13 protein-coding genes are annotated in these 14,178 nt (G+C 38.5%); all 13 read right to left on the minus strand.

Annotation, left to right across the window (positions count from 1 at the left end; genetic code table 11):
• Positions 1 to 14: 14 nt before the first annotated feature.
• Positions 15 to 656: a CPBP family intramembrane glutamic endopeptidase gene (locus G611_RS0111790; RefSeq protein ID WP_028243787.1), complete on the minus strand. Its 642-nt coding sequence runs from the start codon at positions 654 to 656 to the stop codon at positions 15 to 17.
• Complete coding sequence (locus tag G611_RS0111795; protein ID WP_028243788.1) at positions 643 to 1,296, minus strand: HAD hydrolase-like protein; 654 nt, start codon at positions 1,294 to 1,296, stop codon at positions 643 to 645. Before G611_RS0111795 ends, G611_RS0111790 begins: the two co-directional genes overlap by 14 nt.
• The gene (locus G611_RS0111800) at positions 1,293 to 3,533 is read right to left on the minus strand and encodes a DNA gyrase/topoisomerase IV subunit A (RefSeq protein WP_028243789.1); all 2,241 of its coding nucleotides are present in this window, start codon (positions 3,531 to 3,533) and stop codon (positions 1,293 to 1,295) included. Before G611_RS0111800 ends, G611_RS0111795 begins: the two co-directional genes overlap by 4 nt.
• On the minus strand, positions 3,526 to 5,451 hold the full coding sequence (locus G611_RS0111805; RefSeq protein ID WP_028243790.1) for a DNA gyrase/topoisomerase IV subunit B: 1,926 nt from the start codon (positions 5,449 to 5,451) through the stop codon (positions 3,526 to 3,528). Before G611_RS0111805 ends, G611_RS0111800 begins: the two co-directional genes overlap by 8 nt.
• 75 nt (positions 5,452 to 5,526) lie before the next feature.
• Entirely contained in the window at positions 5,527 to 5,964 is a 438-nt protein-coding gene (gene dut / locus G611_RS0111810; protein ID WP_028243791.1) for a dUTP diphosphatase, read from the minus strand.
• Between the two features lie 20 nt (positions 5,965 to 5,984).
• Positions 5,985 to 6,476, minus strand: coding sequence for an anaerobic ribonucleoside-triphosphate reductase activating protein (gene nrdG, locus G611_RS0111815; RefSeq protein WP_028243792.1), 492 nt, complete (start codon positions 6,474 to 6,476; stop codon positions 5,985 to 5,987).
• 69 nt (positions 6,477 to 6,545) lie between these two features.
• Positions 6,546 to 8,669: an anaerobic ribonucleoside-triphosphate reductase gene (gene nrdD, locus G611_RS0111820; protein WP_028243793.1), complete on the minus strand. Its 2,124-nt coding sequence runs from the start codon at positions 8,667 to 8,669 to the stop codon at positions 6,546 to 6,548.
• A 180-nt stretch (positions 8,670 to 8,849) separates the two neighbouring features.
• Entirely contained in the window at positions 8,850 to 9,857 is a 1,008-nt protein-coding gene (locus G611_RS0111825) for an NAD(P)H-dependent glycerol-3-phosphate dehydrogenase (protein ID WP_028243794.1), read from the minus strand.
• 120 nt (positions 9,858 to 9,977) lie between these two features.
• Positions 9,978 to 10,637: a glycerol-3-phosphate acyltransferase gene (locus G611_RS0111830; RefSeq protein ID WP_036949208.1), complete on the minus strand. Its 660-nt coding sequence runs from the start codon at positions 10,635 to 10,637 to the stop codon at positions 9,978 to 9,980.
• Entirely contained in the window at positions 10,637 to 11,962 is a 1,326-nt protein-coding gene (gene der / locus G611_RS0111835) for a ribosome biogenesis GTPase Der (RefSeq protein WP_028243796.1), read from the minus strand. The genes G611_RS0111830 and der overlap by 1 nt, the downstream gene beginning before the upstream one ends.
• 234 nt (positions 11,963 to 12,196) lie before the next feature.
• Complete coding sequence (locus G611_RS0111840; protein WP_028243797.1) at positions 12,197 to 13,516, minus strand: DUF512 domain-containing protein; 1,320 nt, start codon at positions 13,514 to 13,516, stop codon at positions 12,197 to 12,199.
• A complete protein-coding gene (locus G611_RS0111845) occupies positions 13,510 to 13,869 on the minus strand; it encodes a YraN family protein (protein WP_028243798.1) in 360 nt (119 codons plus the stop codon). Before G611_RS0111845 ends, G611_RS0111840 begins: the two co-directional genes overlap by 7 nt.
• A 13-nt stretch (positions 13,870 to 13,882) precedes the next feature.
• Complete coding sequence (locus tag G611_RS0111850; RefSeq protein ID WP_028243799.1) at positions 13,883 to 14,170, minus strand: EscU/YscU/HrcU family type III secretion system export apparatus switch protein; 288 nt, start codon at positions 14,168 to 14,170, stop codon at positions 13,883 to 13,885.
• Positions 14,171 to 14,178 lie beyond the last annotated feature (8 nt).

Consider the following 14,178-nt stretch of genomic DNA (forward strand, 5'->3'; position numbering starts at 1 on the left):
CCTCCTTGATAATTCTAGCTAAAAATAATTACGATTAGATTGATAAGACAATGGGCGATGATGCATAAAGACAATCGCTTCGTCTTAACATACATAACCCCTAATCCAATGCCTACAACCAAAGCATATATAAATTGTACTATATTATTGTGTAGAATTCCAAAAAAAATAGATGAAAATAGAACTGAGGGAATTAATCCATACCAAAGATATAGCTGTCCAGTAATAACTCCTCTAAGTAAAAGCTCCTCTAAAATAGGTATAACTAAGCAGTTACATAATAGCTTTATAATTATATTGCCGTCAGATAAGGTGTTTTCTGCACGTTTAAACCCATCTGAAACCTGAGCTATGCCAATCTGGGTAAGAAGCACATTAAGTGCTATTCCAAGGCAGACTACGCCGATAACCCAAAGACAATAATTAAATAGCTGTTTTTTATTGGTAAGCTTTTCAGGAATAAGCTTTGGAACAGATTGATAGATTATAAACATCGGTATAATGCAAACAATGCCTGCTATAAGCAGACATGTAAGCTTGCCGAATTTATCTCCTATCATATCAATTAAAAGAGCAACTCCTAACTGATAGACGATAAAATAAACCAGCAATGGATATATAATTTGTACAATGCGATTTGTTCTAATTTGCTTCAATGTAATCTAGTACCTCGCCTGGATAATCTAGGATTACAGATGCTCCTGCATCCTCTAAATCCCATCGGCTGCCAAAGCCCCAGGTAATTCCAATACAGGAAATACCTGATTGCTTAGCGCCTTCTACATCATATTTAGTATCACCAATAAGAACTGTCTCTTCACGCTTATGCCATGGAGCTCTTTCAAAACAAAGCTCGATAACCTGTGTTTTAGTATCGATTTTGGCATCAAGAGTCGCCCCACAAATATCTGTGAAATAATGGTCGATTCCAAGCTTTTTAAGTAGCTTTCTTGCAGTAGGCTCAGGCTTAGAAGTGCAAACGAAAAGACAGTAGCCTCGCTTAACTAAATCTGCAAGGATTTCTTCTATGCCTGCATAAACCTTTGCATTAAACATTCCATTTTCATCATCGTAAAACTTTCTGTAGGTTGCAACAGCATCATGAAAGTCTTCATCCTTAATATGTAAAATATTAGGGAAGGAATATGTAAATGGTGGTCCTACGCATTTGCGAAGTGTTGCATAATCTGGAATATCATATCCATATTTTGTAAGTGCAATTTTAAGTCCTTCAATGATTCCAGGTGCAGAATCAACTAGTGTTCCATCTAAATCAAAATAAACATTCTTTATCATTTCTTAACGCCCTTTGTATCTCGTGATGCCACATGTAATCTGCCAATCGCTACAGTTTTGTCCTTAACCTTAACGTCGATGTTTTCGCCTTCTTCAAGAACATAAATGTCAGTAAGCTCGTCACCCTTGGCAAGCTTCATTCCACGAACACCCACAGCGGTCTTTTTCTTTTCAGGAACTGTATCTCCATCGATACGAAGGAACATATCCTTCTTTGACTGCATAACTACACTATTTCCAGGATTAAGAACCTTTACACAGATAACTTCATCCTTATCAGCAAGCTTTGTAGCAGCAATAACCTTTCTTGAAACCTCAAATTCAGAACCATCAACAACCTTAATCATTGCAGTTTTAGTACCAAATAACAGCTTCTTAGAAACAATCTTTTCCATTGAGTCTGCAAAAATCAGATTCTCTTTAGTAAGGTCAAGCTTAGAACCCTTTTCTGCAGTATCAATAGGCTGACCCTTATCTCTAAATTTACCAAATGGAAGGCTTAGAACCTTAATAGTGTGCATTTCACCGCTTCCTGTAAACATACACAGCTTATCAGTATTCTTACAAAGAACAATCTTTTTAGATTCTGCCTCTGCTGCTTCTTTGTTGCGCTCGAAGGTTGGCATGTCAACTACTCTTGCGTATGCAAATCTGTCGATAAGAACTGCTACATCGATAACCTCAATTGGCTTTTCTTCAACAACAGCTTCCTCAACATTATCAATAACTGTATGTCTTTCAGTTGCATATTCCTTTTTGATAGCCTGAAGGTCTTTAATGATAACCTTTGCCATCTCTCCACGACTTTCAAGGATTTTGGTATAGTCTGCGATTTTTTGCATAGTTTCAGCATACTCGCCTCTAAGTGCTTCAATCTCTAAACCAATTAATCTGTGAAGACGCATATCAAGAATGGCCTGTGCCTGACGCTCTGTAAACTTAAGTAAAGCTGCATCCTTTCTAGACTGCTCTGACTTAAATTTGATACCTTCTGTGATACCTTCAACAAGACAAGCCTTAGCCTGCTTAACATCCTTAGAACCACGAAGAATTTCGATAATCAAATCGATAACATCACAGGCTTTAATTAAACCTTCCTGGATTTCCTTCTTTTCGCGCTCCTTACCAAGAAGATGAGTATACTTTCTTGTGCAAAGCTCATACTGGAAGTTAACATGATGTCTGATGATTGGAACAATACCAAGTGTTTCTGGCTTGCCGTCTGCAACAGCAAGCATATTAACACCAAATGTATCCTCTAAACGAGTCTTTTTGTATAGAAGATTAAGGACATTGTTTGCATCAGCTCCCTTACGAAGCTCGATAATAATACGCATTCCGTCCTTAGATGACTGGTTTGAAATATCTGTAATATCGTTAGTCTTCTTTGTCTCAACAAGTGAGTAAACGTCATTTAAGAACTTTCCGATATTGGCACCAATCATAGTGTAAGGAATTTCTGTAATAACAATCTGTTCCTTACCACCCTTAATCTTTTCGATTTCAGCCTTACCACGGATTTTGATTTTACCAACACCTGTAGAATAAATCTCAAGCAAATCATCCTTATTTGTGATGATACCACCTGTTGGGAAATCAGGACCAGGAATAATCTTAAGCATCTGGGCAGTATTGATGTCAGGATCCTTCATGTAGGCTATAACGCCATCAATAACCTCTCCAAGATTGTGCTGAGGGATAGATGTAACCATACCTACAGCAATACCATCAGAACCATTAATTAAGATATTTGGAACACGAACAGGAAGTACCTCTGGCTCCTTTTCTGTTTCGTCATAGTTAGGGACGAAATCAACAACATTCTTATCAAGGTCACCAAGATAAACCTCCTGTGCCACCTTGGCAAGACGAGCCTCAGTGTAACGCATAGCAGCGGCTCCATCACCTTCGATTGAACCAAAGTTACCATGACCATCCACTAAAGGAAGGCTCTTCTTAAAATCCTGGCTCATAACTACAAGTGCTTCGTAAATAGAGCTATCACCATGTGGATGATATTTACCCATGGTATCACCCACGATACGAGCACTCTTCTTGTATGGCTTATTATAATCAACCTTTAACTCGTACATATCGTAAAGTGTACGACGCTGTACCGGCTTAAGACCATCTCTAACATCAGGTACTGCACGAGCAAGGATAACTGACATAGAATAATCTATGAAGGATTTCTGCATTATCTCAGAATATTCTGTTCTTATAATTTCACTAGGCATCTATTTCAGCCTCCTTTGCATGCTTATAAATAAAGTCTTTACGAGGAGCAACATCACTACCCATAAGAAGCTCTGTTACCTCTGAAGCCATAAGGGCATCCTCGATTTCAACTAATTTAAGCTTTCTTCTTTCTGGATCAAGAGTTGTTTCCCAAAGCTGATCCTTATCCATCTCACCAAGACCTTTGTATCGTTGAAGTGTGAAGGATTTTCCATTCATTTTTCTTCTATATTTTTCAAGAGCTACATCGTCATATAGATATTCCTCCTCACCCTTTGCAGGAATAGCTTTATAAAGAGGAGGCATAGCAATATAAACATGTCCTTCCTTAATAAGCTCAGGCATGAATCTATAGAAGAATGTTAAAAGCAATGTACAGATGTGAGCACCATCCACATCGGCATCGGCCATGATTACGATTTTGTCATAGCGAAGCTTTGAAATATCAAAATCATTTCCGTAGCCTTCTGAAAAGCCACATCCGAATGCATTAATAAGTGTTTTAATTTCTGCGTTTGCAAGAACCTTGTCCATTGAAGCCTTTTCAACGTTAAGAATCTTACCACGGATAGGCATGATTGCCTGATACATACGGTTTCTAGCCATTTTTGCAGAACCGCCAGCGGAATCTCCCTCTACTATGAATATTTCACATTTGCTTGAATCTCTAGATTCGCAGTTAGCAAGCTTACCATTTTGATCAAATGAGAACTTCTGCTTTGTAAGAAGATTTGTTTTAGCTTTTTCTTCTGATTTACGAATCTTTGCAGATTTTTCTGCGCAGGAAATAATAGCCTTGAGTGTTTCAAGGTTTCTATCGAAGTAAAGAATAAACTCATCCTGACAAACCTTCTGAGTAGCCTTTGATGCATCTGGGTTATCAAGCTTTGTCTTAGTCTGTCCTTCAAAACGAGGATCAGGATGCTTGATGCTGACAATAGCTGTAATACCGTTTCTTACATCGGCACCTGTGAAGTTAGCGTCCTTGTCCTTAAGGATACCAAGCTCTCTGGCATAATTGTTAATGACTGTAGTAAGAACAGTCTTGAAACCAGTAATATGAGTACCACCCTCTGAGTTGTATATATTATTACAGAAACCAAGGATGTTTTCTTTAAATTCGTTGCAATATTGGAATGCTACCTCAACCTCAATTCCATCAGCGCTTCCATTGAAATAAATAACATCATGAAGCGCTTCTGCAGTCTTATTGATTTCCTTAACAAAGCCTTTGATACCATCTGGCTCGTGGAAGGTCTCATAATCTGGCTCTTCCTGACGTAAATCTGCATAATAAATAGTGAGGCCTGGATTAAGATATGCTGTCTCATGAAGACGGCTCTTAATATCGTCCTCCTTAAAATATGTCTTTTCAAAGATTTCTGGATCTGGTAAGAAGTTAATCTTTGTACCATGCTTTGTTGTCTTTGAAATCTTTGGAAGAAGTCCATCTACCAGCTTCTCAACTGGAACACCTCTTTCATATCGATCGTGATGAACGTAACCGTCACGTGAAATATCAACTGTCATGTATGTACTAAGTGCATTAACAACAGATGAACCTACACCGTGAAGACCACCACTTGTTTTATATACACTGTCATCAAACTTACCACCAGCGTGAAGTGTAGAAAAAACAAGACGTGCAGCAGGAACTCCCTTTGCATGTAAACCAACAGGAATACCACGTCCATTATCTTCTACTGTACAGCTGCCATCCTTTTCTAGTGTGACATAAATTGTATCGCATTCGCCGGCTAAATGTTCATCAACAGAGTTATCTACGATTTCGTATATAAGATGATTCAAACCCTTCCTAGATGTGGAACCAATATACATACCTGGACGTTTTCTAACGGCCTCAAGCCCCTCTAAAACGGATATGCTACTTTCATCATAAGTAACCTTTTTTGCCATAAACTTACTCTCTTTCAAATTTTTTATAAAAAACAGCTAAAGGCGTCTGGAAAAACCAGGCGCCAATAAAAAGCTTTAGTGTTTTCCTGTAGAACCAAATCCACCAGCTCCTCTGACTGTATCAGAAAGCTCTGAAACCTCGTTAAAGCTAACAGATAAAAATGGAACTACCACAAGCTGAGCAATTTTCTCAGCAGGTGTCACAACTCTTTGAACCTCTCCATCATTATGAAGAGCTACTTTTATTTCTCCCCTGTAGTCTGCATCTACAACACCTACACAGTTGGCAGGTCTAAGTCCTTCCTTTGCTGAAAGACCACTTCTTGCAAAAATGCCTCCGAAATATCCCTCTGGGATTTCCATTGCAAGACCAGTTCCAATCATTTTGGTCTCGTGAGGCTCTATAGTAACATCCTCTGTAACATCTGCAAACAAATCATACCCTGCAGCAAATGCTGAGCCTCTATCTGGAAGCTTAGCAGAGTCTGTTAAACGCTTAATATTAATTTCCATTATTTAATTCTCCCTATATATTAATCACATGCAAGCACAATCTGGCCTAACTTAAGTGTCTGAGGTACATCAATAACTCGCTGATTAATGCTGCCTCTCCATTTTGCCTGCAAATCTATCTTATCAATTTCAAATTCTCCGTCAACTAAAACATCCAAATAATTTATTATTTCTAGTTCTTTGACTTGCTCAAAAGTAAAGCCTGTGTAGAGCCAGACGGTCTTCCCGGGAAACCTCTCCCTAATCTCCCGGGCAAGCTCCGTCACTTCCTGTCTATTGCCAGGAAACAGTGGGTCACCACCACTAAATGTTATACCTGATATATAGTCGCGAGATAATGACTCGTACAACTCTTCCTTTGCTGCATCGTCGAATTTGATGCCACCGTCAGGATCCCAAGTCTGAGGATTCTGACATTCCTTACAATGATGATCGCAGCCTGATACCCAAAGTACTACGCGCAAGCCATCACCATTGAGCATATCGTCTTTCGTAATATTATGGTAATTCATTATGTCTATTCTCTCCCTAGTCCGCAATTTATTACGTTAGCTTGTTAACTATAAATTGCTCTTCTATATTTACATTGATTTGCGGTCGGCGATTTCGGCCATTTTGGCTTCGTTTAGACGGGTGTCGCCCTTTACACGTGAATAAGATAAATATCCATTCATGCGGTCAATCTTTGTAAGATTCTTGCTGCCGCATACTGGACAAACATCCATTTCAAGCTCTTCATGTCCGCAATCGTCACAGTATGAAAGCGAAAGGTTAACGCCTTCATAAAATCCCTTATCCATGGCACGACGAACTAAAGTCTTAACAGCTTCGCGGTTGTAGTTGATTGGATAACGAACATATTGGATTTTACCACCGTTTGAAAGCTCCCAGAAGCGTCCCTCTAAATCCTGCTTCTGGATTGGTGTAATATCCTCTGTAACATGGCAATGGAATGAATTAGATACATAAGGTCTATCCGATACATTCTCTACAAGGCCATACTTATTTCTAAACTGTTTAATCTGTAAACCGCAAAGATTTTCAGCTGGTGTACCGTAGATAGCATAAAGATTGCCATCCTCTTCCTTAAACTGATTAACCTTTTCGTTTATATGCTTAAGAACCTCCAGCGCGAATTCTCCATCTTCAACTAAAGATTTGCCATTGTATAGCTCCTGAAGCTCATTAAATGCAGTAATTCCAAAGGAAGCTGTAGCTGCCTTAAGAAGTGGCTTAATCTTATCGTGGAAACCAAGATGACCACCATAGAAGCCGCCCTCGCAATATGCAAGTGGGTTTGTAGATGCACGCATCTCACCAAGGTATGCATAGGTACGAATGTGAAGCTTTCTAATCATCTCCAGATAGTAATCAAGCACCTCGTAGAAATCTCTTGATTCCTGACGAGCTTTTGCAAGAATCATTGGAAGATGAAGTGATACTGCACCAATATTGAAACGTCCAATAAATACAGGCTCATCATTTTCATCAGCTGGCTTCATGCCGCCTCTTTCATACCATGGCGAAAGGAAGGCACGACATCCCATTGGAGAAATAACCTTGCCGTATTTTTTGTACATGCTGGCAATATAGCCTTCTCCTGTAAGTGAAAGCCAATCAGGATACATAGTCTTTCTAGAGCAATCAATACCTGCTTCAAAAACATCCTCAAGCTCTTTTCCTGGACCATGAAGATTTTCATCATAAAGGAAAACAACCTTTGGGAAAAGAACTGGCTTTTTGAAGCCTGGCTTACCCTGTCCGATTGAACGAACCTTAAGGCATGCCTTAGATGCCATCTTTGCAAAAACGCTAGTTCCAAGTCCGATTGTAACTGTGATAAATGGATAATCACCACGGGAAGATGCAACTGTATTGAACTTGTATTCCCATCCCTGGAAGCCCTGTTCCATCTCACGCTGAACCTCAGCCATAGATACTTCTTCGGCCTTCTTCTCATCTATACCAAGTGATAAATATTTTTCGAGATATTTGTCGTATGATTTCTGAGCATATTTCTCAAGAATCTGATCTGCCTGTGGAATAGTGAAGCCACCGTACTGCTGGCTGGCAGCAGAAAGAACGATATCACCGATAACATCAAATGCTACATCAAGGCTCTTTGGCTCGTTGTAGAATATGTTACCCATTTCAAAGCCGCCCTCAAGTACAGATTTAACATCAAACAAGCAGCAGTTCATGGTATCACGTCTGGCGTTCATATCATGAATGTAAATATATCCATCACGGATAGCCTGAATTTCTTCTGTTGTAAGGAAAAACTTTTTATAAAGCTCACGGTTTAATTCGTTAAAAATAAGCGAGCGCTTTGTAGATACAAGAGCTGAATCTGTATTAGAATTCTCCTTATCACCGATGTACATGATATTCTGAGACTTCTTGTAAACATCATCAAGCATCTGGACGAAATCCTGCTTATAGTTACGATAGTCCCTATAAGATTTCGCAACAGCTGGATTAACACGCTCCAAAGCTCCTTCAACAATGTTGTGCATTTGTGCAATTTCAATTTTCTCAAGGCCAAGTTCCTCTACCCTTTCCTCAACAAATTGACAAATAAACTGCTCCTGCTCAGGTGTAAATTTAACTAGTACTCGGGTAGCTGATTTGCCAACTGCCTCAACAACCTTTTGTACGTTAAATGGCTCTAATGCTCCATCCTTTTTAACTACAAATCTTTCCATCACAACCTCCGGGTTTTATCAAAAAATAACGTTATTTTGGGTTAATATTCTGTCAATATCTAGTCTAATCAAAATAAAAAACTACTAGATATTGTGTTGATAGATTTATACTACCACCACATTATCTAGTAGTCAATAGGTTCACAAACCACTAAATAAAGTTTAACAATTCAGACACATTTACCACTCTAATTCACTAGTCTCATCTTTTTTAGAACGTGTCATAAGCTCATAGCCCGCAGCCTTAACATCCATGCCATCAAATAATACTGCATTAACAATTTCTACAATTGGCATTTCAATATTATATTTATCAGCAAGCTTTTTAGCTGCCTTTGCAGAATAAACTCCTTCAACAACCATTGCAACCTTTTCCATAGCTTCATCTTTGGACATGCCCTGTCCTATATAAAAGCCTGCCATTCTGTTACGTGAATGCATAGATGAGCAGGTAACAATAAGGTCGCCTACACCTGTAAGACCTGATAATGTCTCTGCCTGGCCTCCCATAGCAACTGCAAGTTCAGAAATCTCTTTGATACCACGGGTAATGAGCGCGGCTTTAGCATTATCTCCAAAACCAAGGCCATCTGACATACCAGCAGCAAGTGCTATTACATTCTTAAGTGCTGCACCAACCTCAATTCCCTTAACATCAGGTGATGAATATACTCTGAAATATTTGTTCATAAAAAGGTTCTGAACAAATAGTGCTGTCTGTCTATCTTTAGAGCCTGCCACAACTAAAGTAGGCTTGAATACAACTACCTCTTCTGCATGGCTTGGACCTGATAGAACACATATCTTCTTATCAGCTCCGAGTACATCTTCTAATATCTCTGTTTGAGTATATAAGGTATCCTCTTCAATACCCTTTGTTACAGTAATAAAAATCTGATTTGAATTAACAAAATCTTTAACCTTTTCTGCAGTCTCTCTTGTAGCCTTTGAAGGAACTGAGAACAAAATAACATCTGCTGATTTAGCAGCAGATTCGATGTCGGCAGTAAACTCCATAGACTCTGGAAGCTTTACGCCCTTTATTTTATCACTGGTATGGGTATCGTTCATCTGGTCTACCTGTGACTGACGATGTGACCATACCTTTACCTCATGACCATTCTTATTAAGCATAACAGCCAGGGCAATGCCCCAGCTACCTGCACCAAGTACACTAATTCTTGCCATAAATTACCTCTAGTCTTTATAAAAATTACGCTGGTTACGGCAACAATCTCTATATTACTACGTCGCGAGATTTGCTCCTTTAGTAATATAGAGATTGTTACCTACCAGCTGCCCGTTATTTTACGCTCTTGTCTCCGGATGAAATGAAAATTTATTTTCGTTTCCTGCTAAAAGACGACCGATGTTCGCATGATGAAGCGCAATTGAAAGTGCTGATACTATACAGCAAATAATTACAACTTCTTTAAGCTGTCCACCTGGGTACTTTTCAGATAAAAGTCCAAGGCATGCTGCAACGATTATTTCAATTGCAAACGAAAGCTCACCTATAATAGAACCAAGTGATACATATCTTGTTAAAGCAACAAGACCAATAAATACAACTGCAGGAATAGGAATTCCCATTGGGAAAAGTGCAATAATAAAGCCTAAAGTAGATGCAACACCCTTGCCACCCTTAAAATGTAAATAACAAGGAAAATCGTGTCCAAGTACACAGCCCAAACCTGCATATACCATATAAATGTTTACGTTTTCTACGAATCTTCCAAATGTAAGCCAAACAAAAAATACAGCTACAACACATTTAAAGCAATCCCATGCAAGTGTAATAAGACCTGCAGGAACACCTAAGTTTCTCATGGTGTTAGTAGAACCTAAGTTACCACTACCAACCTTTGTCAAATCGATGTTCTTTGATTTACCGATGAAATATCCCATCAGAACCATTCCAAAACAATACCCAATAATAAGTGCTAAAATTCTCCCCACTACAGCCATTATTCATTTTCCTTTCTTTCTCTAATTATAAATTTTAAAGATGTACCTTCAAAACCAAAGGCATCTCTAATTCTATTTTCAAGATAACGAACGTATGAAAAATGCATTAAGTATTTTTCGTTAACGAAAATTACAAAAGTAGGTGGCTTAACTGCAACCTGAGTTGTGTAGAATATCTTAAGTCTCTTACCCTTATCTGTAGGTGGCTGCTGAAGTGCAACTGCCTCAGATACGATTTCATTTAGGACACCAGTTGCAACACGCATAGAGTTGTTCTCAATAACAGCATCGATAGTCTCGTAAATCTTACCAAGACGTTGACCACTCTTAACAGAAATAAATAAAATTGTTGCATAAGGCATAAATGAAAGAATCTGGCGAATCTTTGTTTCATGCTCCTTCATAGTCTTATCATTCTTTTCAATGGCATCCCATTTGTTTACACAAATAATTATACCCTTTCCACGTTCGTGAGCAATACCGGCAATCTTTGCATCCTGCTCTGTTACTCCTTCAGTGGCATCTATCATAATGATAACAACATCTGCTTTTTCAACAGAAGCTACAGCTCTAACGATTGAATAACGCTCTAAGTCCTCTTTGATTTTGCTCTTACGACGAAGTCCTGCAGTATCAATGAAGATATAGTCCTTGTGATTATAGCGAACCTTTGTATCTACCGCATCACGAGTAGTACCAGCGATATCAGAAACGATAACTCGGTCCTCACCACAAAGCTTGTTAATAAGAGATGACTTTCCTACATTAGGCTTACCGATAACGGCAATCTTTGGAGTATCATCCTCTTCCTCAGCACCTGTAGGCTCTGGGAAATAGCTACATACAACATCAAGCATATCACCAAAACCAAGACGTGAAGATGCGGAAATAGCAATTGGGTCACCAATTCCCAGATTATAGAACTCATAAACATCTGCCATATCTCTTTCAAAGCTATCTACCTTGTTAACAACAAGTACTACAGGCTTATGGCTGCGTCTAAGCATATCTGCAACCTTTGAATCACTATCCTGTAATCCCTGCTTAACATCCACAAGGAAAATAATAACATCTGCAGTATCGATGGCAATCTGAGCCTGTTCTCTCATCTGGGACAAAATGATGTCCTTTGAATCTGGTTCAATACCACCTGTATCAATCATGGTAAAATCATAGTTAAGCCATGAAATATCTGCATAAATTCTATCTCTTGTGACACCTGGTGTGTCTTTTACAATTGAAATACGCTCTCCAGCAAGTGCATTAAAAAGCGTAGATTTTCCAACATTTGGGCGGCCAACAATAGCCACAACTGGTCTTGCCATATCTTACCTCTTTCTTTCCTAGTCCGTAATCAGTTACGTTCACAAGCATTATAATTCTCCGTTCAGCAGAACGCTTCTCTTGAGAATCATAATAGCTTGTGAACTACTGATTACTCATCTATAAACTGTAGAACAAAATCTAGTTAACAATGTATTTCAATTCTGAAGGAGACATCAGTCGACATAAGAATTCGGAATCATTGTTAACGTGAGATTTTGAACACAGCGTAAATTTTATCGTCCGATTATCGCGTATACGAAGTCGCGACCGTCTGATTGTACTATACGTGTTTTAACTTGTAAAGTTTCCTCAAGCTCAGAAAGGGTAATATCATCAAGAAATACTTCTTCACCGCTTCTAAGCATTGTGCAGGATAAAAGAAGATTATCTCCCAAGTTTTTATCCTTAAGCTGTTTTATTAAATCCTGTCCAGTGATTAGTCCAGAAACTGTAATTTCTTCTCCGAAGAATTCATTTGTGATTGGAACAACATCAACAGTGACTTTATTAAACTTTTCAGTAATAATATCTGCTAGCTGTCTCATGAAAGGAGCTGCAAGCTTTCCTGTTGCAATAGTAACATGACGTTTTCTCATGAAAAGCGGCTTTTTGATGTCCTCTAAAGCGTCCAAAACCTCTTCATGCAAAAGGCGAAGCATTCCAACACCATTTTCAAGCTGGATAAAACCATCATATCTATCGGCTTCTGGAAGTGGTCTACCTGCTAAGATATACCATTCGTCAGATGCCTGAACAAAATGATTGCCGACACGTTGCATAGCAACGTCCTGCCAATGCTCAATCTGATCAATAACTTTTCCTGCTTCTTCAGCTGTATATGTTCTAAGTGGAAACAAACCATCTCTAAATTTAGTTATTCCAACTGGAACTACTGACATAGAGCCCATTACAGGAGCAAACTGAAGCAAATCAGATATAGTTCTATCTAATTCTTCACCGTCATTTAATCCAGGACATGCAACAACCTGGGCATTCATAGGAATCTCTGCTTCATAAAGCTTACGAATCTTATCTAAAATATCACCTGCAAATCTGTTGTGCAAAAGCTTTACTCTAAGCTCTGGATTAGTAGCATGAACAGAAATATTGATAGGCCCAAGCTTGTAGGCAATAATTCTATCTAAATCAGCCATCTTCATATTTGTGAGAGTTACATAATTACCCTGCAAAAATGAAAGTCTGGTGTCATCATCCTTGAAATACAGTGTATCTCTCATGCCAGGTGGCATTTGATCGATGAAACAAAAGGCACATTTATTTGAGCATGATTTGTAATCATCCATAAGACCATTACAGAACATTACTCCTAAATCCTCTCCCTCTTCCTTTTCAACAAAAACTGACGAAGTAGTGCCATCCTCATGCAACAGCTCAACAGTGATATTTGCATCATCCGAATAATAATGATAATCAAAAATATCAACTAAAGTAACATCATTTATTTTTGTAATTATATCGCCAGGAAAAAGGCCTGCTCTTTCAGCTGGGCTGCCTTCCATAACACTGGCTATTTTATGACTTGAATTTAACATACTGGTATATATTCAAAAGCATTCTTAAGATGCTTTAATTGTCCTTCCTCTATAACAACAACATCAAACCTAACATTAGTAGAACCACCATAGTGATTACTATACAAGTAATAATCAGCAACACGGCTGATTTTTCTCATTTTATTGAAATTAACAGCTTCAAAGCCGGAGCCTTTATTTCTGGAGCTTCGATATTTAACCTCAACAAAAACCAGATATTCATCATCCTTTGCAATGATATCTACCTCACCCATTTTACAATAAAAATTTGTTTTTAATATAGTCATTCCATTGGATTTCAAAAAATCTGCGGCAAGCTGTTCAAAATCATTACCTTGTCTTCTATTATTCAAATAAACCTCTATTCTAACCTAACTTTGCTTTAATCTTTTCCATGTCATTAACAAAAACTAAGATTTCAGCAACAACTTCATATAATTCAGGTGGAATGGCGTCACCTATATTAAGCTTGCTAAGGGTTTGAGCAAGCTCATTATCCTCATAGAAAGGTACATCCGCTTTTTTTGCTTCCTCTATGATTTGTTCTGCCACATAGCCCTTGCCTGAGGCCAGGATTCTAGGCGCAGAATCACCTGCTTCATAGGAAAGAGCAACTGCAGTTTTATTTTTATCAAAAGCTTTTTCCTCTGCCATAATTCACC

The sequence above is a fragment of the Pseudobutyrivibrio ruminis AD2017 genome (genome assembly GCF_000424305.1).
Taxonomy (GTDB): domain Bacteria; phylum Bacillota; class Clostridia; order Lachnospirales; family Lachnospiraceae; genus Pseudobutyrivibrio; species Pseudobutyrivibrio ruminis_B.